The 22,276-nt window shown below is 63.7% G+C and carries 17 protein-coding genes; 10 read left to right on the top strand and 7 right to left on the bottom strand.

Going from position 1 to position 22,276, the window contains the following annotated elements; translation table 11 throughout:
- Positions 1–62 precede the first annotated feature (62 nt).
- Both glnE and FLM52_15405 read right to left on the bottom strand, forming a co-directional pair.
- Entirely contained in the window at positions 63–3,152 is a 3,090-nt protein-coding gene (gene glnE, locus FLM52_15400; protein ID NVN57124.1) for a bifunctional [glutamate--ammonia ligase]-adenylyl-L-tyrosine phosphorylase/[glutamate--ammonia-ligase] adenylyltransferase, read from the bottom strand.
- 102 nt (positions 3,153–3,254) lie between these two features.
- Positions 3,255–3,626 carry a diacylglycerol kinase gene (locus tag FLM52_15405; GenBank protein NVN57125.1) on the bottom strand — a complete coding sequence of 124 codons (372 nt, stop codon included), beginning with the start codon at positions 3,624–3,626 and terminating at the stop codon, positions 3,255–3,257.
- Between the two features lie 287 nt (positions 3,627–3,913).
- Here FLM52_15405 and nhaB point away from each other — a divergent pair, with 287 nt between their 5' ends.
- A complete protein-coding gene (gene nhaB, locus FLM52_15410) occupies positions 3,914–5,446 on the top strand; it encodes a sodium/proton antiporter NhaB (GenBank protein ID NVN57126.1) in 1,533 nt (510 codons plus the stop codon).
- A gap of 222 nt (positions 5,447–5,668) precedes the next feature.
- Positions 5,669–6,646 (top strand): oxidoreductase, encoded by a 978-nt coding sequence (locus tag FLM52_15415; GenBank protein ID NVN57127.1) that lies wholly within the window; start codon positions 5,669–5,671, stop codon positions 6,644–6,646.
- A gap of 305 nt (positions 6,647–6,951) precedes the next feature.
- On the opposite strand, the gene dacB is transcribed toward FLM52_15415, so the two are convergent.
- From dacB to FLM52_15430, 3 genes are all read right to left on the bottom strand, one after another.
- Entirely contained in the window at positions 6,952–8,367 is a 1,416-nt protein-coding gene (gene dacB, locus FLM52_15420) for a D-alanyl-D-alanine carboxypeptidase/D-alanyl-D-alanine-endopeptidase (protein ID NVN57128.1), read from the bottom strand.
- 202 nt (positions 8,368–8,569) lie between these two features.
- Positions 8,570–8,899: a multidrug efflux SMR transporter gene (locus FLM52_15425; protein NVN57129.1), complete on the bottom strand. Its 330-nt coding sequence runs from the start codon at positions 8,897–8,899 to the stop codon at positions 8,570–8,572.
- A 4-nt stretch (positions 8,900–8,903) separates the two neighbouring features.
- A complete protein-coding gene (locus FLM52_15430; protein NVN57130.1) occupies positions 8,904–9,356 on the bottom strand; it encodes a PACE efflux transporter in 453 nt (150 codons plus the stop codon).
- Positions 9,357–9,494: 138 nt separating this feature from the next.
- Between FLM52_15430 and FLM52_15435 the strand changes: the two genes are divergently transcribed.
- A complete protein-coding gene (locus FLM52_15435) occupies positions 9,495–10,421 on the top strand; it encodes a LysR family transcriptional regulator (GenBank protein ID NVN57131.1) in 927 nt (308 codons plus the stop codon).
- Between the two features lie 6 nt (positions 10,422–10,427).
- Here the strand turns inward: FLM52_15435 and FLM52_15440 are convergent, their stop codons facing one another.
- Complete coding sequence (locus FLM52_15440) at positions 10,428–11,117, bottom strand: SAM-dependent methyltransferase (protein ID NVN57132.1); 690 nt, start codon at positions 11,115–11,117, stop codon at positions 10,428–10,430.
- 477 nt (positions 11,118–11,594) lie between these two features.
- Between FLM52_15440 and FLM52_15445 the strand changes: the two genes are divergently transcribed.
- The 4 genes from FLM52_15445 to FLM52_15460 all read left to right on the top strand — a co-directional run bounded on the left by FLM52_15445 (position 11,595) and on the right by FLM52_15460 (position 17,991).
- A complete protein-coding gene (locus FLM52_15445; GenBank protein ID NVN57133.1) occupies positions 11,595–13,469 on the top strand; it encodes a beta-ketoacyl synthase in 1,875 nt (624 codons plus the stop codon).
- A 243-nt stretch (positions 13,470–13,712) separates the two neighbouring features.
- The gene (gene coaD, locus FLM52_15450; GenBank protein NVN57134.1) at positions 13,713–14,222 is read left to right on the top strand and encodes a pantetheine-phosphate adenylyltransferase; all 510 of its coding nucleotides are present in this window, start codon (positions 13,713–13,715) and stop codon (positions 14,220–14,222) included.
- Between the two features lie 10 nt (positions 14,223–14,232).
- Positions 14,233–14,490: a YfhL family 4Fe-4S dicluster ferredoxin gene (locus FLM52_15455; GenBank protein NVN57135.1), complete on the top strand. Its 258-nt coding sequence runs from the start codon at positions 14,233–14,235 to the stop codon at positions 14,488–14,490.
- 570 nt (positions 14,491–15,060) lie between these two features.
- The gene (locus FLM52_15460; protein NVN57136.1) at positions 15,061–17,991 is read left to right on the top strand and encodes a diguanylate cyclase; all 2,931 of its coding nucleotides are present in this window, start codon (positions 15,061–15,063) and stop codon (positions 17,989–17,991) included.
- A gap of 108 nt (positions 17,992–18,099) precedes the next feature.
- On the opposite strand, the gene FLM52_15465 is transcribed toward FLM52_15460, so the two are convergent.
- Positions 18,100–18,441 carry a hypothetical protein gene (locus FLM52_15465; GenBank protein ID NVN57137.1) on the bottom strand — a complete coding sequence of 114 codons (342 nt, stop codon included), beginning with the start codon at positions 18,439–18,441 and terminating at the stop codon, positions 18,100–18,102.
- Between the two features lie 213 nt (positions 18,442–18,654).
- Between FLM52_15465 and FLM52_15470 the strand changes: the two genes are divergently transcribed.
- The 3 genes from FLM52_15470 (at position 18,655) to FLM52_15480 (ending at position 22,269) form a co-directional block, all read left to right on the top strand.
- A complete protein-coding gene (locus FLM52_15470; GenBank protein NVN57138.1) occupies positions 18,655–19,989 on the top strand; it encodes an MATE family efflux transporter in 1,335 nt (444 codons plus the stop codon).
- A 172-nt stretch (positions 19,990–20,161) separates the two neighbouring features.
- Positions 20,162–21,472: a short-chain fatty acid transporter gene (locus FLM52_15475; GenBank protein NVN57139.1), complete on the top strand. Its 1,311-nt coding sequence runs from the start codon at positions 20,162–20,164 to the stop codon at positions 21,470–21,472.
- 272 nt (positions 21,473–21,744) lie between these two features.
- On the top strand, positions 21,745–22,269 hold the full coding sequence (locus FLM52_15480) for an acyl-CoA thioesterase (protein NVN57140.1): 525 nt from the start codon (positions 21,745–21,747) through the stop codon (positions 22,267–22,269).
- Positions 22,270–22,276: the final 7 nt, after the last annotated feature.

Genomic DNA, 22,276 nt, shown 5'->3' on the forward strand with positions numbered 1-22,276 from the left:
AACGTTGTCTGATGCCCCTTTCTTGGGGATAGCGACAGGGGATTGCGAGCATTGATTTGACGTTAAACTCCCTCGTGACTGACCTGATCTTCGCCCAGCAGTGACTGCCAGAGGGTGATGACCCGCTCACGGTGGGCAGCAATCAGCGGGTGCTGCTCCAGCCGCATCAGGCTGCCGTGCTTTTCCAGCGCCAGGCGATGACTGACATCGCGATAGGCCAGATAGGCCTCGCGCAGCTCACCGGCCTGCTCGCCCGGCAGCCGTCCGCAGGACTCGAGGGTTTCCAGCAGCCGCATGTTGTCACTCCACTCGAGCAGAGCGGGCACCTGATGACTCAGCGCCAGCACGCAGTACTGGGCGAGAAACTCGATGTCGACGATGCCGCCGGCGTCCTGCTTGAGATGGAACTGGCCGGCCTCGCGGTCTCTGGCGCTGCTGCCCAGGTGATCACGCATCTTGTGGCGCATGGTGATCACCTCCTGACGCAGCGTCTTCTCGTCCCGCTGCTGACCGAGCACCTCACGGCGCACCTCCTCGAAGGCCAGCGCCAGCGCCGGGTCCCCCGCCACGGCCCGCGCGCGTACCAGCGCCTGATGCTCCCAGGTCCAGGCTTGCGTGAGCTGATAGTCCCGGAAGGCCGCCAGACTCGAGACCAGCAGCCCCGAATTGCCTGAGGGGCGCAGGCGCATGTCGACCTCGTAGAGCGCACCGGCCGGCGTCACTGCCGTGAGCAGGTGGATGATGCGCTGCCCCAGGCGCGTGAAGAACAGCGGGTTGTCCAGCGGCCGCGGGCCATCCGTCTGGCCCTTGCTGGCCGCATCATGCAGGAAGACGAGATCCAGGTCCGAGCCATAGCCCAGCTCGATGCCGCCCAGCTTGCCGTAGCCGACGATCACGAAGCTGCCACTCAGGCTGTCGCCGGTGATCGGCTGGCCATCGCGTCCGATGGGGAAGCCATGCTTGCGGGTCAGGGTCTTCCACGCCATCGCCAGCACCTGTTCCAGCACCACCTCGGCGATGAAGGTCAGATAGTCACTGACCTTCATCAGCGGGCGGGCACCGGCGATATCGGAGGCCGCCACGTGTAAAACCTGGGCATGGCGGAACACTCGCAAGGCCTCGAGCAGCGCTTCTTCATCATCCTCCGGAATGCGAGACAATGCGGTGCGCAGCTCATCGGCGAGGCGCGTCTTGTCGGCGGGTGAATAGAGGTTGTGGGGATGCAGCAGCTCGTCAAGCAACACCGGATAACGCGCCAGCTGTTCGGCGATCCAGGGGCTTGCCGCACACAGGCGCATCAACTGCGTCAGCGCATCCGGATTCTCGCGCAGCAGCGCCAGATAGGCCGTCCGCCGCAATACCGCCTCGACCAGCGGCAAGACGCGCTCCAGCACTCGGCTGGCATCGTGCTCGGCGGGCTTCTCGGGGTCGCCCGCCGCCGAGCACAGCGCCTGCAGCAATGGCGGCATCAGTGCATCGAGGCGATCAAAGCCGATGCGCTGCATGCCCTGCACCGCACGCGACCGCCGCAGGCTATCGAGACGGCGGAAACTCTCGGCCGCACTCTTGAAGCCGCTCTCGGCGAGCAGTGCCTCGCCCTCCTCCGCCGTCAGCTCGCCGCGCCACAGCGCTCGCCACTCATCCAGCGCCTGCTGGCCTTCGCCCTGCTCGGCCTCGTCGTCTTCCGGCGCGGCGATCACGTTGTCGAAGTGATGGCGGATGCGCATACGCACCTCTTCCAGACGCGCGGTGAGTGCCTCCCAATCGGGCAGTTTCATGGCCAGGGCGAGACGCTCGCGGCCCAGCGGATCCAACGGCAATGTCTGGGTCTGACGGTCGGCCTGGGCCTGCAGGGCGTGCTCGAGATCGCGCAGGAAGACGTAATCCGGCACCAGCTCATCTACGACCGCCTGCGGCAGCAAGCCCAGGGCTGGCAGGCGCGCAAAGGCCTGCTTGAGCGAGGTAACCTGCAATTCCGACTCACGCCCGCCCCGAATCAGCTGGAAGGCCTGGGCGACGAACTCCACCTCGCGAATGCCGCCGGAGCCGAGCTTGATGTTGTCGGACAGCCCGCGCCGTTTGACCTCGCGGTTGATCATCGCCTTCATCTCGCGCAGCGACTCGATGGCACCGAAATCCAGATACTTGCGATAGACGAAGGGGCGCAGGTGCGCGATCAGGCGCTCGCCGGCAGCGACGCGGCCTGCCACCGGGCGCGCCTTGAGCATCGCGTAACGCTCCCATTCGCGGCCCTGATCCTGATAGTAGCTGGCCAGCATCGAGAAACTGCCGACCAGAGGCCCGCCGTCCCCCAGCGGACGCAGCCGCATGTCGACGCGAAACACGAAGCCATCGGCGGTCATCGCGTCCAGCGCGGCAATCAGCTTCTGGCCGAGACGCGTGAAATATTCCTGATGATCCAGAGACTTGCGGCCACCGGATGTCTCGCCCTTGTCGGGAAAGGCGAAGATCAGGTCGATATCGGAGGAGAGGTTGAGCTCGCCGGCGCCCAGCTTGCCCATGCCGAGCACCACCAGCCGCTGCGGCTCGCCGAAGCGGTCCGGCGCGGGGCGGCCATAACGCAGCTCAAGCGAGGCTTCCAGCCAGCCAAGCGCGCCCTCGAGAGTGACTTCGGCGAGGCGCGAGACCGCCGCCGCGGTCTGCCACATTTGGGCGCCGTTGAGGTCGCGCCACACGATGCCCAGCATGCGCAGCTGGCGGAAGCGCCGCAGCACCTGCTGCATCGCCTTCTCGTCTTCGGCGCTGGCGAGGCCGGCGGCGAGACGCTCAGTGAGCTGGGCGACCGGCAAGGCGCGCTCCAGCTCGCCACTCTCGAGCAGCTCGGACAGCAGTTCTGGGCGACGGCACAGCGTCTCCAGCGCGAAGTCGGAGAGCGTGATCAGACGTCCCAGCTGGCTGCGCTGACGCTCATCGAGGGCCAGGAAGGTCGCCAGCGGAGAGCTGTCATCGCCACGCATCTCGCTGAGATTCTCAGCCTGGGTCAGGCTCTCTTCGAGGCGCTCCTGGGCGGCGTGCAGGGCGCTCACGAGCGTGGCACGGCTGTCAGCCGACTGCTCGGCCAGCAGCGATGACGGTGCAAGGAAATCAGCGGGCAACAGTGGGCGGGACTGCGCGGGGGGTAGCTGGGGCATGGTCGTCTCCTTCGATCCAGCCCTCAGCATAACGGAGGCCGCTGGCACATGACACGGCCCTGCCCGCCGCCCCTTTCATTGATGTGGTCGGGGCTTGGGCACTCAGCCGAACAGCTTGTCGTAGAGCAGGGTGCCCCAGGTCAGCCCGGCGAAGATCAGGCTGATCATCACCGCCGCCGAGCCCATGTCCTTGGCGCGCCCGGACAGTTCATGGAATTCCGGGCCGATGCGGTCAATCGCGGATTCCACCGCCGAGTTGAGCAGTTCGACCATCAGCACGATCAGCGTAGAACCGACCAGCAGCAGCCATTCGACATGCGAGTCACCGATCCACCAGGCAAACGGCAGCAGCAAGGCGCACAGCACGATCTCCTGGCGGAAGGCCTCTTCGTTGCTCCAGGCGGCCTTGAGGCCCTTGAGCGAGTAACGCGCGGAATGCTTGAGGTGGGTCAAGCCGGTATGCCGTGATTTCATCTTCGGGTCTCGTACAAAAGCAGCACGGGGGCTGCAAAGGCCGATCTTTCAATCGGACGACGTCTGCCAGCAACGCGCCTCGGGAGAGCTCGCAGCACACCGGCCAGCGACAGCGCAGCGCTGCCTGCGCGAATTTCACGACCAAAGGCTACCCGAGACCTCATCGACGGGCGTGCTCTAATACCGCCAGGCGCTCGATGACGGCGGCGATGATAGCAAAGCACGCGCTGAAGCGGCATTGCCGATCCCGTCCTCCAACAACAACAAATCAACGCCGGGAACTGCCCATGCCTTCGCTATCACACGACACACGCCAGACGCTCAGCCGCGGACTGGCGCGCAACTTCCTCGGCCAGTCGCCACGCTGGTACAAGCAGCTGATGTGCCTGTTTCTGATCACCAACCCACTACTGCTGTGGTTCAGCGGCCCCCAAGGTGGCGTGATCGTCGGCTGGCTGCTGCTGGGGGAATTCATCTTCACGCTGGCGATGGCGCTCAAGTGCTATCCCCTCCAGCCGGGCGGTCTGCTGGCGCTGGAGGCCGTCGTCATCGGCATGGCCTCACCGGAGGCCATCATGCAGGAGATGGAGCGCAACCTGCCGGTGATCCTGTTGCTGATGTTCATGGTGGCCGGCATCTACTTCATGAAGCCGCTGCTGCTGTATGCCTTCACCAAGATCATCCTCGGCGTGCGCTCCAAGACATGGCTGTCGCTGATGTTCTGTCTCTCCAGCGCCCTGCTGTCCGCCTTTCTCGATGCCTTGACGGTGACGGCGGTCATCATCGGCATCGCGGTGGGCTTCTACTCCGTCTACCACAAGGTGGCCTCGGGCAAGCATTTCGATACTCAGCATGACCATGCCAACGATGTCAGCGTCGAGGCCGTGCACAGTGAAGACCTTGAGGATTTCCGCGGCTTTCTGCGCTCGCTGCTGATGCATGGCGCGGTGGGAACCGCGCTGGGAGGCGTCAGCACCATGATCGGCGAGCCGCAGAACCTGGTGATCGCCAAGGCCGCTGAATGGGACTTCATCGACTTCTTCCTCGCCATGGCGCCGGTCACCGTGCCGACCTTCTTCGCCGGCCTCGCCCTGTGTGTGCTGCTGGAGCGCGGCCGTTGGTTCGGCTACGGCCAGCGACTGCCCGCCAGCGTGCGACGCATTCTCGAGGATTATGATCATCATCAGGATGCACGGCGCACGCCGCGGGAACGCGCCGCGCTGATCGTGCAGGCCGTGGTGGCCGTGCTGCTGGTACTGGCGCTGGCGCTGCACATGGCAGAGGTCGGGCTGATCGGGCTGGCGGTGATCATTCTGCTGACCGCCGGCAACGGCATCACCGATGAGCACCAGATCGGCCGCGCCTTCCAGGAATCACTGCCCTTCACCTCGCTGCTGGTGGTGTTCTTCACCATTGTCGCGGTCATCCACGAGCAGCACCTGTTCCAGCCATTCATCCAATGGGTACTCAGTCTGCCCATCGAAGAGCAGGCCGGCGCGTTGTTCCTGGCCAACGGGCTGCTCTCGGCCATCTCGGACAATGTCTTCGTGGCCACGGTGTACATCACCCAGGTCAAGAACGAGTTCGTGGCCGGCAATATCAGCCGCGAGCACTTCCATGCGCTGGCGGTCGCGGTGAACACCGGCACCAACCTGCCCAGCGTTGCGACCCCCAATGGCCAGGCGGCGTTCCTGTTCCTGCTCACCTCCGCCATCGCGCCACTGGTCAGGCTCTCCTACGGGCGTATGGTATGGATGGCATTGCCCTACACGGTGCTGATGACGCTGGTCGGGCTGGCCACCGTGCGCAGTTTCATCTAGTCAGCGTCTTGACGAGAGCCTTCCGTCAGCGCCTCCTGTTACCGGGGCCAGCCGCACATCCGGCTGGCCCCGGTCGCGTCAGTCTCATCCCAATGTCGATAGCGCGAGGCTTCCCCACAGCGTCGCTTGCAGGCACTGTGAGATGACGCGTCTCGATCAGACGCCGTGACACCTTCACGCAGGAAGACCGCCAACACCCACGCCATCCACAAGGAGACAGCCATGTCCCGCGCACTGATGCTGCACGACGAGACCCCACGCGCCCGAGTCGTCGAACTCTCCGATGATCAGCTGCCTGACCTGCCTGTCACGGTGGCCATCGAGCGTTCCGGACTCAACTACAAGGACGCGCTGGCCATCACCGGCCGTGGCAAGATCGTCCGTGAGCTGCCCTTCGTGCCGGGCATCGATTTCGCGGGTCGCGTCGAGGCCTCCGACTCGCCGGACTATCAGCCGGGCGACGAGGTCCTCCTGACCGGCTGGGGCGTGGGCGAGCGCCATTGGGGCGGCCTGGCCGAGCGCATGCGCGTCAAGCCCGAGTGGCTGGTCAAGCGCCCTGCCAATCTGAGCGCCGAGCAGGCCATGGCCTTCGGCACCGCCGGCCTGACCGCCATGCTGTGCGTGATGCGCCTCGAGGAGGCCGGCCTGACGCCCGAGCAGGGCCCGGTGATCGTCACCGGCGCCACCGGCGGGGTCGGCAGCTGGGCCGTGCAGATGCTGGCCAAGCAAGGCTTCGAGGTTCACGCGGTCAGCGGCAAGGCCGAGCAGCGCGAATGGCTCGAGTCACTGGGCGCGAGCGAAGTCCATCTGCGCAGTGATTTCGAGGACAAGGGCCGCCCGCTGGAAAAGAGCCGCTGGGCAGGCGCCGTGGATACTGCCGGTGGCCAGGTGCTGGCCAATCTGCTGGCGCAGATGAATTACGATGGCAAGGTGGCGGCCGTGGGCCTCGCGGCGGGCGCCGACCTGCCCACCAGCGTGATGCCGTTCATCCTGCGCGGCGTCTCGTTGCTGGGCGTCGATAGCGTCATGATCAATGCCGAACGTCGTCGAAAGGTCTGGCAGCGTCTGGCCGACCTGCCGGACGAGATGCACGCCCAGATGCAGCTCGAGACGGTCGGCCTGGATGGCCTCGCCGAACGCGCCGAGGCGATGATCGACGGACGCGTCAGCGGTCGCGTACTGCTCGACCCGACGCGCTGAAGACACTCGACGCACGACCCGCGACGGAAAATTTGCCCTCGCAGCGCCAAAAACGCTTCAAGTCCTTGATTGTTGCGGTGCAATAGCGATTTTGGCGTTAGCCAACGCCGTCACACAACGCTATGCTCTTGTTATCTCGTTGCGCCCTGTCGAGCGTCCCGAGTGCCCTCCCCTCAGCCATGCCGGGCGTGTGGAGGACCACCCCGCCTTCGGGCGGGGTTTTTTGTGTCTGCCACTCAGGCCATGAACACGAAAGCCCCGCCGATTGGCGGGGCTTTCGTGCCATGCGCTCGCGATCAAGGAGCTCAGTTGCGCTCGATCATCGCGGTCAGGTCCTCGGCGACCGGATCCAGCACCTGCGGCCAGGACAGATAAGGCACCGCCGCCCGGCCGTTGACCATCACCGCGAAGGCGCCCCAGCGGCCACTTTGCGTGCGGAAGTATCCCGAGATGGCGCGCACCGGCACCGGGTTGTTGAGCGTGCCCGTCTTGACCATCACGTGATTGCGGAAGGTCTCGCTGCCACGGCGGATGAAGCGCATCGGGCCATTGACCGGTGCCTGCAGACCCGCCACGAAGGTGGGGAACAGCGCCGGGCGGTGATACATGCTGTCGAGCAACGCCATCAGCCCACTGACGCTGGTGCGGTTCTGTGAAGTCAGGCCGCTGCCGGAGTACATCGTCAGCGGGCCGTGACCGGGAATCGCGCTGGCGAAGGTCTCGAGCTTGGCGCCGCCCTGGCGCAAGGTGGCCTGACTGCCGCCGACCAGCGCCAGCGTCAGCTGGTCCGCCATGAAGTTGTTGGAGTAATTGAGCATGCGCGTCAGCAACTCCTGCATCGGCTTGCCTTCGACGCTACCGAGCTGCGCGGCGCTGGAGGGCGGCGCCGTCGAGGTGATGTCCACCCCACCGGTCACCGTGATCCCGGCGCGCGCCAGGATGTCGCGCATCAGCTCACCGGTGTACAGCGCAGGATTGGAGACGGCGCGGTAGATGCTGCGCGGCTGGCTGTCGGCGGCGATGGTGCCGGTGACGACCAGCGTATCGCGACCGTTGCTGGTGGTGCGCCGGGCATTGATGGCGCTCTTGCCCCCCGCGCCGACCGTGGTGACCTGGTTATCGAAGATCTCGGTGGGCTGGGTGGTGTCGCAGCTGGCCAGTCGCGCCGGCGCCTGACTGCCCGCCCCCGGCATCACCTTCACGCACCAGCTGGCATAGTTGCTGGCCGCGGACGACAGCAGCGCATCATAGGCATTGCTGGAACGCCGCGAGGCATTGCAGCGATCGGTACTGATGCAAGGCACCGGCCCGAAACGCCACTGGCTGATCAGCAGGCGCCCTTCGACGCGGCGGATGCCCCGAAAGCGCAGCTCCTCGGTCAGCCGCCACAGCTCTTCACTGGTCAGCGCCGGGTCGCCGCTGCCCTCGAGCACCAGGTCACCGGTCAAGACGCCGCCGCTGATTGTGCCCGTGCTGCGCAGACGCGTCGAGAAACGGTACTGCGGGCCGAAGCGGTCCAGCGCCGCACCGGCGATATAGAGCTTGGACAGCGAGGCCGGCGTCAGTTGCTGGTCGGGATTGACCGAGGCCAGCGTCTCGCCGGTATCGAGCATGCGCGCCTGGGCACTGACGATGAAGCCCTTGTCAGTCAGGCGCGTCAGGTTGTCAAAGCCCGCCGCCTGCGCCGGGCCCGCCACGACAAGCGTCGCTCCGGCCACCATGGCCAGTCGGCGCAGCGAGCGCGTGAAACGCAGCGACTTGCCCGCTCCTGAGGGGCGCGCCGCCTTCAGCAAAGGCAACAGGGGAGACAGTCGGGAGGGTCGCGCAGAGGTCGGTGCAGTGCGAAATAGAAGCATGAGGCATCCAGTGACGTCGTCGGTGAGCATCCATGTCACAGCCGGGAGGCGCCGTGATGCCCCTAGCTTAATGAGGACTGGCGCTGGAAAACAGATGCAGGACGGCGACACCGCCCACGATCATCGCCAACCCCAGGATGGCCGGCAGATCCGGCATCTCGCGATAGACCACCGCACCGAACACGGTGACCAGCACGATGCCGAGCCCGGACCACACCGCATAGGTCACACCCAGCGGCAGATCACGCAACACCAGCGTCAGCAGATAGAAGGCAATACCATAACCCACTATCACGATCAGGCTCGGGCCGAGTCGCGAAAATGACTCGGAAGCCTTGAGTGCGCTGGTCGCGATGACCTCCGCCAGTATTGCCAGTGCCAGGAAGATATAACTCATCGAATCACCTTGTGTTGTGTGGTGCGGCATGGTGTTGCTCACGGGCGGCCCTGCGCGCCAGCAGGCGACGCATCACGGCATCGAACAGCGGATTGAAGATCATCGCCCAGACCAGGAAGAAGGCAACGAAGCCCAGATCCAGCAGCAATGCCTGCCACAGCCCCAGGTCGAGCCAGGCGGCCACGATGAAGACGGTTACCAGTACCAGACCGAGTTCGAAGCCGAGTGCCTGAGCGATGCGCTGGGTCACGCTGCGCTGGCGGGTCGGCACCCAGCGATCGAACATCCAGTTCCAGACCGTACTCCAGATCACCGCCAGTGTGGACATCACCACCGCCAGGCTGCCCATGCTCGCCAGATCATGCCCCGTGACCACTGCCGACAGCGGCGCCACGAGCAGAATACCGCCCAATTCCAGCAATCCAGCCTGGGCCAGACGTTCTTTCTTGGAACGCATGTCATACCTCCTCTCGATCACCGCGTGTGATGCCATAGGGCTGAATGACGCGGATGGAGGAGGCATTCTAGAGAGATACAAGATGGTTTAAAGTTGGTACCCATCTACTGTTCAGATAGATCAAGGTGAGGCGAGGCAATGAACTGGACACTGGAGCAACTGCAGACACTGCGCTGCGTGGCGGAGACGGGCTCGTTCTCGGCGGCGGCGCGGCGTCTGGGTCGCGCGCAGTCCGCGGTCAGCACCGCCATCGCCAATCTGGAGCTGGACCTGGGCTGCGAGCTGTTCGATCGCCGCCCTCGCACGCCGGTGCTGACGCCCGCGGGCGAGGCCATGCTGCACGAAGCCAACAGCGTGCTGATGCAATGCCAGCGCCTGGAGGCACGCGCCCGCACTCTCAGCCAGGGGCTGGAAGCCAGCCTGACGCTGGCGATCGATGAGGCGCTGGTAGAAATGCCGCCGGTGATGGCGGTGCTGGAAAAGATGGCGGTGCAATACCCGACGCTGACGCTGAATCTGCTCAATGGCGCGCAGGATGAGGTGGCCCGCTGGGTGGAGCAGCACCAGGCCAATCTCGGCATCCTGTTCTATCAGCCACTGGGTGTCATGGCGCTGGAGCGCGAGGCGCTGGGGAGACTGGAGCAGGTGCTGATCGTGGCACGCAACCATCCGCTGGCGCAGCTTGAGAGCCCGACCCACAGCGACTTGGCGGATCACCGCCAGCTGATGATCGGTCAACGCCAGCAACTGGAACCCGGCCACGAGGGGCCACGCTCACAGCGCTTCTGGCAGCTCAACAGCTTCTATGCGATGGCAGAGCTGACGACGCGCGGACTGGGCTGGGCGCAGGTTCCGCGCCATATCGCCCACTACCCGCCCTTTCAGCAGCGTTTGAAGATTCTGGATTTGAGCGCGCTGGGCGCCACCGCCGACATCGATATCGAACTGATCTCGCGTCGCGACAGCCCTCGTGGCCCCGCGGCAAGCTGGCTGCGCCAGTCCCTGCGCGACACCTTCCACAACAGCCACGCCGCTATCGCCAACCAGAACCTGCCACCAGCGTGATTCGCGTCAGACCTGCAGCGAGTAGCGCTCGGGCGTGTGTTCAAGCTGGCATTCGAGTCGCCACAGCGCCTGGCCAGACTCGTGATACTTGCGCTCGAAGTGCGTCAGATATTCGCCCTGCGGTTCGAAGGCGTGCGCCGTCACCTCGATACCGGTGGCATGCCCGATGGCCTGAGCAAATTCCCGGGCGTAGATCTCCCAGTTGGTGCGCAGCTCCAGCTGACCGCCCAGCGCCATGATGATCGGGAATACCGGGTGGCCCTGCCAGCGCATCTTGAGATGACGCGCCTTGGGATAAGGATTGGGGTACAGCAGGGTATGATGCGCAGGTGCCCAGCCAGCGGCAAGCGCCAGGCGCCAGAAGTCGACGAGGTCCGCGCGGACCAGCAAGGCGTTGTCCGGCAACTCACCATGCTTGCGGCTGAGACGGTCTTCGCTGCGGTCCACGCCGATGACGGCATGGTCCGGGTGCGCCAGTGCCAGCTGGCGAGTCGATCGCCCGACGCCGCAGCCGCTGTCCAGCCACAGGGGCCTGCCCTGAGCCGACAACCACTGTTGCGCTTGCAGAAACGCTTCGCGGGTATGCTCCGCGACGGGTTTGCGCAGCGGATGCGCCATCGCACGGCGCACGCGACGCTCGACATCCTCGTGGGGGCCGGTCTGGGGAGAATCGATCTGGCGGGAGTTGGCGTACATCAGCAGTTCCGATAGCAACGGGCAGGAAAATCACGCGCGGAGTCTAGCAGATGCGCCTGCATCGGGCTGCGCCATATGGCGTACAGCCCATCTGGGGTCGGCGGCGCAGGAAGGCCTGAGCACAAAAAAAGGCGCCTGCCTCGCGGCACGCGCCTACACCAACTCAAACAGCCAAGACAGAATGTCAGCTTGCCTCTCGAAAATCAAACAAACGTTTAATCACGATTATATCGTGTCATGACAAGTATAAAACAGGCCAGTGGGACTCGCGCTGAGCGCAGAGATATCGCACAGTGTTCGCAGCAAGCGCTCGCTGGCGCGCCCGCGTATAGGCGGGGGTGCATGACGCCTGTATTGAGGGGGTGTTATCATCCGCTCATCATTTGGACGAATATCCGCAGAGGTATCGCCCAGACCAACGACTCACAGTATTTTTACGAGGAAAGCGGCTTGTCACACTTACCGGTGATCGTCGGCATGGGCGGCGTCAATGCCGCCGGCAGAACTTCGGGCCATCAGGCGTTCCGACGCACGGTGCTCGACTCCCTGCCGGAGACAGACCGTCAAGAGACCCTGCTGGGTCTCGCGTCGCTCATGAACCTCGCCCGCTGCGATGATCAGGGCCAATGGTTCGATGCCGAAGGCCAGCCCGCCGAGGCTCAAGCGCTTGCGGAGCGTCTGGCAGATCAGGTGCTGTCCCACACCCTGATTCGTCGCATTGAAGACGAGCGCTTCAACGCGACCGGCATTCCTGCCAATCGTCAGTCAAAGCTGACGCTGGGCCAGGACTTGACCTTCACGCTGCGCAGCCGCCAGCTGCCGGAACAGCCGCCCGCTGACTGGCAGATCCGCGAGCTGGACAACCGTCATGTCGAAGTCACGGTACCGGCCGGCGAATTCGAGGTCCTGCTGCCCGATCATCGTCAGGCGCTGGTGCGCGCCGCGGGTCAGCTGCCCAGCGGCTTCGCACCGGAGCAGCTCTATCGCAGCGTGCATCACCCGCGCGGCCTGTCGATGACCATCTTCGGCGCCAGCGACTGCCTCGGCGACAGTGGCCTGGACTGGGATGCGCTGCGCGATAGCCTCGATCCGGACGATATCGCCGTCTACGCCGGCAACTCCATCGGCCAGATGGATGCTGAAGGCTGGGGCGGGTTGATGAAGTCCTTCGTGGCCGGCGAGCGCGCCACTTCCAAGCAGATGCCGCTGGGCTATGCCCAGATGCCCGCCGATTTCCTCAATGCCTATGTGCTGGGCAATGTCGGCGGCGCCGGTGCCGCGATGGGCGCCTGTGCCAGCTTCCTCTACAACCTGAAGCTGGGCCTGAACGACATCCGCAGCGGCCGTCGCCGCGTGGTGATGGTCGGCACCGCCGATGCGCCGATCACGCCGGAAGTCATCGAGGGCTTCCGCAGCATGGGCGCCCTGGCCGATGACGAGAGCCTCAAGGCCCTCGACGCGCTGGAAGTGCTCACGGACAGCGATTACCAGAAGGCCTGTCGCCCGTTCGCGCGCAACTGTGGCTTCACCATCGCGGAAGCGACCCAGTTCGTGATCCTGATGGCGGATGATCTGGCGCTGGATACCGGCGCTCGCATCATCGGCAGCGTGCCGGACGTGTTCGTCAATGCCGACGGCTGGAAGCGCTCCATCTCGGCGCCCGGCGTCGGCAACTACATCACCCTGAGCAAGGCGGTGGCACTGGCCCGCGATATCGTCGGCGATGAAGGCGTGCGCCAGCGCAGCTTCGTGCACGCCCATGCCACCTCCACGCCGAAGAACCGCACCACCGAGTCACACGTGCTCAATGAAGTGGCTCGCGCCAACGACATCCAGGCCTGGCCTGTGGTGGCGGTAAAATCCTTCGTCGGCCACAGCCAGGGCAGCGCAGCGGGTGATCAGGCAGTATCGGCGCTCGGCAGCATGGCGACCGGCATCCTGCCAGGTATCCCGACGCTGGATGCCATCGCCGATGACGTGCATCACAGCCACCTCGACATCCGCCGCGAGGCGCGCGAATTCACCGCAGACGTCGCCTTCATCAATGCCAAGGGCTTCGGTGGCAACAACGCCAGTGGCGTGGTGCTGTCGGCTGACGTCACCCTGAAGTTGCTGGCGGCGCGGCATGGTGAGGAGGCACTGGCTGCCTGGCGTGAGCGCAGCGGTCTCTGCGAGCAGCGGCGCGCCGACTATCTGGACAAGGCACAGCGCGGTGAATTCACGCCGACCTATCGCTTCGGTGAAGGCGTGCTCGAAGGTCCGGAACTGGAGATCACGGATCGCGAGATCCGCATCCCCGGCTATGCGAAGCCCGTCTCGCTCAAGGTCGATAACCCCTTTGGTTCGCTGTAAGCCAGGTTCGCTGTAAGCCAGGCTCGCTGCAAGACCGGCTCGCTCCCCCTCCCGGGTTGTGCATCCGGTGACGAATCCCCTCGCTCGACTGGCAAGCCGCGCGAGGGGTTCTACACTCGGCGGACCGGAGGAGCCGTCGGCGCGACAGCCATTGCGTTACGGCCTTCTAAGGCTCCTCATCCTTCGTCGTCCACTGCAGCCGGCCACCAGGCTGACCCGCTGCCGACAGAGCTCGAGTTCGTCATGCCCAAGAACATTGCCGTCTATCCCGGCACCTTCGACCCGATCACCAATGGCCATACCGACCTGATCGAGCGCGGCGCCCGCCTGTTCGACAAGGTGGTGGTCGCGGTAGCTTACAGCCCCAGCAAACGCCCCGCGCTGCCGCTGGAGATTCGCATCGATCTGGCGCGCCGGGTTCTGGCGCATCTCGACAATGTCGAGGTCATCGGTTTCAGCTGCCTGCTGACAGAGCTGCTTGAGCAGCAGAATGCGCGTATCATTCTGCGCGGCCTGCGTGCGGTCTCCGACTTCGAGTATGAACTGCAGCTGGCCAACATGAACCGGGCTCAGGCACCGCACGTCGATAGCCTGTTCCTGACACCGGAATTACAGAACTCCTACATTTCATCGACCATCGTGCGCGAGATATCGCGTCATGGCGGTGATGTGTCGCGTCTGGTGCATCCGCTGGTGGCCGAGACCCTCGCCCGGCATTTCTCCGCTACCGACGACGACACCGCCACAAGCTGAGGACAGCATCATGGCCCTGATCATCACTGATGAGTGCATCAACTGCGACGTCTGCGAGCCGGAATGTCCCAATGGGGCCATCTCGCCGGGGGAAGAGATCTACGTCATCGACCCGGATCTGTGCACCGAATGCGTCGGACACTTTGATGAGCCGCAATGTCAGCAGGTCTGCCCTGTCGACTGCATCCCGCTCGACCCGGACAACAAGGAAAGCCAGGAAGAGCTGATGGACAAGTACCACATCATCACGGCCGCTCTCGGCAACTGATTACCGCCTGCTCCGGCAGCCGTCATGGCGATGATATGGCCTGTACTGCGCCACATCCATCGTGACGGCTGCTGCTTGCTTATTGCCTGACACCTCCTGCTCTCCCCGCAAGCCCTCACTGCAAACCCTCTTCTCAAGCTAACCCCGATAGACCTTCCTGTAGCCCCTTTCCTCAAGCTCTCTCTTCATGCCCTTCCCTCAAGCACGGCCCTGACTGACGCTTCAGCGCCTGACTCGCCAACGCGGTGCCTCTTGCTGCAAGAAACCAACGGGTAACGTAGTCGACTGGCACTAACACCGACTGGCAATACACTTCGCTCACTATCAGGACCTTTCCCGGCGCGCTGCCCGCCATTGCCTACTCCCGTCGGCCCCGCTGCTGGCCTCACTGCTGACATGGCCAGACAGAATCGTGGCTACCAACCTGCTCTCGCCCCCTGCATAAACGGCTACTCAATCAATATCAAACGCTACACCAGGTTATTTTCTGTTAGCATAATGTAAGCAAACTGTTCTATCCTGTAGTTGTCCATTCACCGGTCATCCCCTTTTCACGCGCACGGATTGCCCATGTCCTCTCACTCTCTCTCTACTGCTCTCAAGCACTCCTTTTTGGGGACACGCACACAGCTGCCCAATGCCGGCACAGGGATGCTGCTTGTCATGCTGGCGATCATGGTGGTCTTGATCGTGGTGCCGCGTCCGCAGCTGTTCAGCTCGGTCGAACAGTACCTTGTCCCGCATTCACTGCTGGAAATGGGTGCGATACTGGTCGCTCTGATGTCTGCCGTCTCCATCTTCCAGGGGCACCGTCGGACATTGCCGACCAGCTTTCTGGTCATGGGGTGCGCCTTCATGCTCTCCGCTTTCTTCGACATGGTGCATATCTTCAGCTACGACGGCATGCCGGACTTCGTCAGCGAGGCCTCCGTCAGCAAGGCCATCCACTTCTGGCTGGCAGGACGGACCGCCTTCATCATCGCCCTGTTGGCTCCCTGTCTGCTGACGGCACGCCCCGTGCCGCGTCGCTATCTGCCCGTGGCCTTTGGCGTGACACTCGCCATCGGGCTAATGGTGAGCTGGATAGGCCTCTTTCATCTCGACTTCCTGCCAGAGACCTTCATCGTCGGCAGCGGCCTGACCGCCTGGAAGATCGGCTATGAATGGGCCCTGGCGCTGAGCGCTGCGCTGGCCGCGGTACTTCTGCTTGGCGCGCGCCGACTGCCTGAAGGCACCAATGCCGGCTGGCTGGCGATCGCTGCGCTGGCCACGGGGATATCCGAGCTTTGCTTCACGCTCTATGCCACTGCCTTCGATGTCTTCAATCTGCTCGGCCATCTGTACAAGGTGGTGGCCTACGCGATGATCTATCACGCCATCTACTCATCGCGCATGGTCTACCCCTATCAGCAGCTGCAGAAGATGAGTGACGCCCTGGGCGAGGCCGAACAACGCTGGCAGTTCGCGCTGGAAGGCTCAGGCGCCGGCGTCTGGGACTGGAAGCAGGATACCGATCATGTCTTCTACTCTGCGCAGTGGAAGGCGACGCTCGGCTTCCAGGAACACGAGATCGGCAGCAGCTTCGATGAGTGGAAGTCACGCATCCATCCGGATGACATGCCGCGCACCCTAGACGACCTGAAACAGCACTTTGAAGGTCACAGCGCTGAATATCGCAACGAGCACCGCATGCTGACGCGCAACGGTGAATGGAAGTGGATTCTCGATCAGGGACGCGTGGTGGAACGTGCCGAGGATGGCAGACCCCTGCGCATGATCGGCACTCACAGCGATATCGACTGGATCAAGGAACAGCAGCAACGCCTGATCAGCAGCCGCGCCCGTCTGCGCTCCATCTATCATTCCGCCCCAGTGGGCATCATCGTCGCCAACGGGGATGGCACCATCGCGGATGCCAACTCGACCATGCATGCCCTGCTGGGCAAGAGTGATACCGAGCTTTTCCAGCAATCGCTGTGGGGGCTGTTCTCACTGGATGAGATCAGTCGCATGAAACGTGCCTGGGGCCAGCTGCAACGCGAAGGCGGCAGCTTCCAGGACGAATACCACATGCAGACTGACACGGGGCAGATGTTCTGGGCGGAAGTCACCCTCACCCCGCTGGAGGGCGAAGAGCGCACCCTGGTATTGATCAACAATATCGAGGACCGCCGTCGCGCCATCGAGCTGCTCGAGGAGAATGCAGCCCTGTATCAGGAAGTCTTCAGCACCGGCAACGCCATCAAGCTGCTGATCGACCCGGAGCTTGCCGAGATCATCGATGCCAATCCGGTCGCCGCCGACTTCTATGGTTACAGCATCGGCGAAATGTGCGGTATGCCATTGGGCCGTATCAACGTGCTGGCCAGCCAGTCGCTCTCCAAACGCATCCGTGCGGTCGTCAATCGTACCGACAACCACTTCGAGGCCAGCCACCAGCTTGCCAACGGTGAATTGCGTGATGTCGAGATCTTTACCGGCCCGGTAGACCTGAACGGCCGCACCCTGCTGTTCTCCATCGTTCACGACATCACCGATCGCAAGCGTGCCCAGCGCGACCTGCAGATCGCCAACCTCAAGCTGTCGCGACTCTCAGAGAGCCGCAGCCAGATCCATCACCTCGCGGAATCCCTGCTGACCTGCTCCCAGCTCGATGAGGTCATCACCCAGCTCAATGTTCGTCTGCCCAGCCTGTTCGCCGGCTGCGAAGGCAGCGTGACCCTGCATGACCCGAACGACATCCATCAGACGATGCATATCAACTGGGGGACACCACCCACCGACGCTCGTCACCTCAAGCAGACGCTGACGGTCGGGGATGGCCAGGCGGGGGAATTCGTGCTGCTGATCCCGCCGGAAGAGGACAGCCTGGAGCGCTTTCAGTCCCTGGCGGAAGATGTCAGCAACCTGGTGATGCTGGCACTGGCCGACCTGCAGCTGAAGCGGGGCCTGGCACACGAGGCGCGCAAGGATACGTTGACGCGTCTCTTCAATCGCCGTCACCTCGATGAAGTGCTGCCCCAGAAACTGGCAGAGGCCAGCATCGGCAACCCACTGTCCCTGGTGGTGCTGGATCTCGACCACTTCAAGCAGGTCAACGATACCTACGGCCACGAGATGGGTGATCAGGTCCTCACGCGTCTGGCCAACCTGATACGTGAGTCGCTGCGCAGCTCCGATGAAGCCTGTCGCTACGGCGGCGAAGAGTTCGTGATCCTGATCCCCGGTGCCAGCGCAGCGGTGTCACGCGCTCGGGTCGAGGCCATTCTCGAAGCCTTCCACGAAGAAGTCTTCGAGCATGAGACGCTGGGGCCGCTGACCGGCCTGAGCTTCTCCGCGGGGGTCGCCAACGCGCCGCATGACAGCCAGGCCACCGATGCGCTGTTCAACATGGCCGACAATGCGCTCTATGAGGCGAAACGCGCCGGACGCAAACGCGTGCTGTGCTTCAACTCACTGCCGCCCCCTGCCGATAGCCATGCCAGACACCCCGCGCATTGACCGCCGCTCTCACCGCCCCTTCAGACACGACAACGCCGACCCTCGAGGTCGGCGTTGTCGTGTCCAGACTTGAGCGGCGCATTCTTACCAGCCGTGATCAGGAGATATTCAATCCCAATCGACCCGCGTGGTCTTGCACCCCAGGCAGCGAGCGAAGGTCGCCTGCGCCGGGGTCGCGACCAGTACGCGCGCCGTCTCATCGATATTCTGCCCCATGGCCGCGAAGGGAGCCGACACGGCGAAGATGGCAGCACCAACGACGGTCGTGGCCAGCAACAGTGGACGTCCGATAAGAGCATCGGCCACCATCATGCCTGCGCTGGGTGTGTCGTCACCCTGCTCGCTGGGCAGCTCGATGGCATGCACCGGCGACGCCAGCATCAGCGTCATGCCAGCTGCTGCAAGCCCAGTGCGCAATCGCGTGCTTCGCTGAAGAATCGTGCGTTTCATAGTCAGTTCCCTTGCGTACGGACGCTCCATGCGTCCCTGTTATGGGGCTTCGCGCCAGTGGATCTCTCGGCTGGCGCATGGCAGGCCTTGCCATCAAGTCACCAGAACTAGATTAGCGCTCCAGCGCCATTACGCCCAGCCCTGCCAGGCCTTATCCTGATCAACGCGACCGCTCCCGGCTGACGTTACCTTCTCCCCTCATTCGGACCCAACATGCCCACCCCTTCCCTGAAGACCGCCACACTGCCTTCCGCCGATCGCCATATGTGGCGCCTGGCCTGGCCCATCATCCTTTCCAACATTTCCGTGCCGTTGCTGGGGCTGGTGGATACCGCCGTGGTCGGGCATCTCGAGGATGCGGTGTATCTGGGTGCGGTCACGCTGGGCGCGGTCCTCTTCAGCTTCCTGTACTGGGGCTTCGGATTTCTGCGCATGGGCACGACCGGCATGACGGCACAGGCTCATGGCCGTGAAGACCACGATGGCCTGCGCACCCTGCTGGGCCAGGGCATCGGGCTGGCGCTGGCCATCGGGCTGATATTGATCATCGCCGGCTCGCCGCTGATCACCCTGGGGCTATCGCTGATGGAGGCCAGCGAGACCACGCGCGCCCTGGCCCATGACTACGCCAGCATCCGGCTGTGGTCGGCACCGGCCGTGCTGATCAACTACGTGATTCTGGGCTGGTTCCTGGGGCTGGGGAATTCGCGCGTCACGCTCGGCATCCTCGTGCTGACCAATGGCGTCAACATCCTGCTCGATCTTGCCTTCGTGCCCGGGCTGGGCATGACCAGCGATGGCGTAGCGCTGGCCAGCGTGATCGCCGACTACTGTGCGCTGGCCACGGGCCTGTGGCTGGTCGCCCGCCAGCTCAGACGCATGCCGGGGCGCAGTGATCGCGCAGCGCTGCTGTCTCTGCCCGCCTGGGGCGCGCTGATCCGCGTCAATCAGCATCTGTTCGTGCGCACCCTGTGCCTGCTGGGCGCGACGGCCTATTTCACCTCACAGGGTGCCAGCTTCGGGGATGATGTTCTGGCGGCCAATGCGGTGTTGCTGCAGTTCGTGATGATGACGTCCCATGCACTGGACGGCTTCGCCCAGGCGGCGGAGTCAGAGGTCGGGCGAGCCGTCGGCCAGAACGACTGGCAACGCTTCGCGCGTAGCGTGGGGGCGGCAACCCGTTTCTCCTTGATCACCGCGACAGCGGCCAGCGGCCTGCTCTGGCTCTGCGGGCCGGCGTTGATCCACCTGCTGACCGACATTCCCGAGGTGCGCGCCCTGGCCACCCTCTATCTGCCCTGGATGGTCGCCCTGCCCCTGGTCGCTGTGTGGAGCTACCTGCTGGACGGCATCTTCATCGGTGCCACGGCGACGCGTGAAATGCGCAATACGCTGGTGATATCCCTGCTGGCCTTCATCGGCCTGTGGCCGCTGCTCGAAGGCTTCGGCAATCATGGACTGTGGCTGGCCTTCCTGCTGTTCACCAGCGTGCGTTCTGCCGTGCTCGGCGGCTACTACCTGCATCATCGCCGCCATCATTGGCGCTGATGCCTTGCCAGTTGGCTGAAGTCTCCAGCAGGTTGATGCAGCGCTGAAAGGCTTGCCGCTGGCATTGGCGTGCCACTCGACCATCGCGCGATATTCTCCTGCCAGCGAATGGACTAATGTAAGCGTGCCAACCCGTTTCCCATACTGATAAAAAGCCAACAGGGACTCTCACATGCTGCAATCGCTATCACGGCCAGCCGTCAAGCTGGTTGAGCGCTACCTGCCTGACCCCTATATCTTCGTCCTGTTGCTGACCGTCGTTGCAGCAGCCGCCGCCATGCTCATCGAACAGCGCTCCCCCGCTGAGGTGATGCGCTATTGGGGCGATGGTTTCTGGAATCTGTTGACCTTCTCGATGCAGATGCTGCTGGTGTTGATCTCAGGCTTCATGCTCGCCAACACCCCGCCGGTGAAGAAAGGCCTGGCCAGCATCGCCTCGCTGGCCAGAACGCCGGGCAGCGCCATCATGCTGGTCACCTTCGTATCGCTGATCGCCAGCTGGATCAACTGGGGCTTCGGGCTGGTGATCGGGGCACTGTTCGCCAAACAGCTGGCCAGGATGATCAAGGTCGATTACCGCCTGCTGATCGCCAGTGCCTACTCCGGTTTCGTGATCTGGCATGCGGGCATCTCGGGCTCGATTCCGCTGACCATCGCCACCGCTGGCCACTTCACCGAGGAAAGCATCGGTATCGTGCCCACCTCGGACACCATCTTCGCCTTCTTCAATATCGCCATCGTCGCGGCGCTCTTGATCATCATGCCGCTGGTCAATCGCGCCATGATGCCCTTCGAGAAGGAAAGCGTGTACGTGGACCCGGCCCTGCTCGAGGAGAAGCACACCGAGATCAGCGACCAGCCTCGTCCCGCCGAGCGTCTCGAGAACTCGCCGATTCTCGCCTGGGTTGTCGGTCTGTTCGGCCTCGCCTGGCTGGTGGATCACTTCGTGATTCGTGGCGGCGGGCTGAACCTGAACGTGATCAACTTCAGCTTCCTGTTCCTGGCCATCGTGCTGCATGGCACCCCGCGCAAGCTGCTGGACAGCCTGAATGAAGCCATCAAGGGTGGCGCCGGCATCGTCATCCAGTTCCCCTTCTACGCCGGCATCATGGCGATCATGGTGCAGTCGGGACTGGCCGCCACGCTGTCCGAAGGCTTCGTGTCGATTGCCACCGCCGACAGCCTGCCGTTCTGGTCCTTCATCAGTGCCGGTGTCGTCAATCTGTTCGTGCCCTCCGGTGGCGGTCAGTGGGCCGTGCAGGCACCGGTCATGATTCCCGCCGCCCAGGCATTGGGGGCCGACCTGTCACGCGTCGCCATGGCCGTCGCCTGGGGCGATGCCTGGACCAACATGCTGCAGCCCTTCTGGGCATTGCCGGTGCTCGCCATCGCCGGTCTCAAGGCCAAGGACATCATGGGCTTCTGCCTGGTGCAGCTGCTGGTGACCGGCATCATCATCTCGCTGGGTCTGACGCTGCTCTAATACCTGGCTGACGGCGGCGTCAGCCAGCCTTTTCAGCCTGCCATTCAGATAGCCTTACCGATAACCCCGCAAGCTCCTTGCCCCCACAGGCGACTGTGGGGGCAAGGTCGTTTATAGATAGCTGATATGCCGCTCACGGGGTGCCAAGACGTCACGAATCCCGCAGACTAGCCATTATCCCTGTCTGCGCGGCATGCCAGAGCCATTGCTTCACCTGAGAGCCCCTGACAGCTCCCACTCACCTGACAGGCCCGTGCCTGAAGGACGCCCCCATGAGCGAGAACCAGCCAGAACAGACCGCCCTCAACGAAGCTCTGCCCGGCCAGCATCAGTTGATCATGACCGAGCTGATGACCCCCGACATGGCCAACTTCAGTGGCAAGGTGCACGGTGGCGCCATCCTCAAGAAGCTGGATGAAGTCGCCTACGCCTGCGCCAGTCGCTACAGCGGCAGCTATGTCGTCACCCTCTCGGTCGACCAGGTGCGCTTCAAGCAGCCGATCCACGTCGGCGAGCTGGTCACCTTCCTGGCCTCGGTCAATCATGTCGGCCGCTCCTCGATGGAGATCGGCATCAAGGTGGTCGCCGAATCCATCCAGGGTCGCCTGATTCGTCATACCAACAGCTGCTATCTGACCATGGTCGCGGTCGACTCCAACGGCCAGCCGGTGCCGGTGCCGCCGCTCAACCTGGAAACCCAGGAACAGAAGCTGCGCTTCCACAAGGCTGCCATCCGCAAGAAGCTGCGCAAGCAGGCCGAAGAAGAAGAGAAGCGCCAGGAATCCATCGAGTTCTGAGCGAAAC

The organism is bacterium Scap17 (assembly GCA_013376735.1).
In the GTDB taxonomy this organism is placed as follows: Bacteria; Pseudomonadota; Gammaproteobacteria; order Pseudomonadales; family Halomonadaceae; genus Cobetia.

Excerpts from the sequence above, each read along its gene's own strand:
- glnE (NVN57124.1), bottom strand. The coding sequence starts at position 3,152 with ATGCCCCAGCTACCCCCCGCGCAGTCCCGCCCACTGTTGCCCGCTGAT.
- FLM52_15405 (NVN57125.1), bottom strand. The coding sequence starts at position 3,626 with ATGAAATCACGGCATACCGGCTTGACCCACCTCAAGCATTCCGCGCGT.
- nhaB (NVN57126.1), top strand. The coding sequence starts at position 3,914 with ATGCCTTCGCTATCACACGACACACGCCAGACGCTCAGCCGCGGACTG.
- FLM52_15415 (NVN57127.1), top strand. The coding sequence starts at position 5,669 with ATGTCCCGCGCACTGATGCTGCACGACGAGACCCCACGCGCCCGAGTC.
- dacB (NVN57128.1), bottom strand. The coding sequence starts at position 8,367 with ATGGTGGCCGGAGCGACGCTTGTCGTGGCGGGCCCGGCGCAGGCGGCG.
- FLM52_15425 (NVN57129.1), bottom strand. The coding sequence starts at position 8,899 with ATGAGTTATATCTTCCTGGCACTGGCAATACTGGCGGAGGTCATCGCG.
- FLM52_15430 (NVN57130.1), bottom strand. The coding sequence starts at position 9,356 with ATGCGTTCCAAGAAAGAACGTCTGGCCCAGGCTGGATTGCTGGAATTG.
- FLM52_15435 (NVN57131.1), top strand. The coding sequence starts at position 9,495 with ATGAACTGGACACTGGAGCAACTGCAGACACTGCGCTGCGTGGCGGAG.
- FLM52_15440 (NVN57132.1), bottom strand. The coding sequence starts at position 11,117 with ATGTACGCCAACTCCCGCCAGATCGATTCTCCCCAGACCGGCCCCCAC.
- FLM52_15445 (NVN57133.1), top strand. The coding sequence starts at position 11,595 with ATGGGCGGCGTCAATGCCGCCGGCAGAACTTCGGGCCATCAGGCGTTC.
- coaD (NVN57134.1), top strand. The coding sequence starts at position 13,713 with ATGCCCAAGAACATTGCCGTCTATCCCGGCACCTTCGACCCGATCACC.
- FLM52_15455 (NVN57135.1), top strand. The coding sequence starts at position 14,233 with ATGGCCCTGATCATCACTGATGAGTGCATCAACTGCGACGTCTGCGAG.
- FLM52_15460 (NVN57136.1), top strand. The coding sequence starts at position 15,061 with ATGTCCTCTCACTCTCTCTCTACTGCTCTCAAGCACTCCTTTTTGGGG.
- FLM52_15465 (NVN57137.1), bottom strand. The coding sequence starts at position 18,441 with ATGAAACGCACGATTCTTCAGCGAAGCACGCGATTGCGCACTGGGCTT.
- FLM52_15470 (NVN57138.1), top strand. The coding sequence starts at position 18,655 with ATGCCCACCCCTTCCCTGAAGACCGCCACACTGCCTTCCGCCGATCGC.
- FLM52_15475 (NVN57139.1), top strand. The coding sequence starts at position 20,162 with ATGCTGCAATCGCTATCACGGCCAGCCGTCAAGCTGGTTGAGCGCTAC.
- FLM52_15480 (NVN57140.1), top strand. The coding sequence starts at position 21,745 with ATGAGCGAGAACCAGCCAGAACAGACCGCCCTCAACGAAGCTCTGCCC.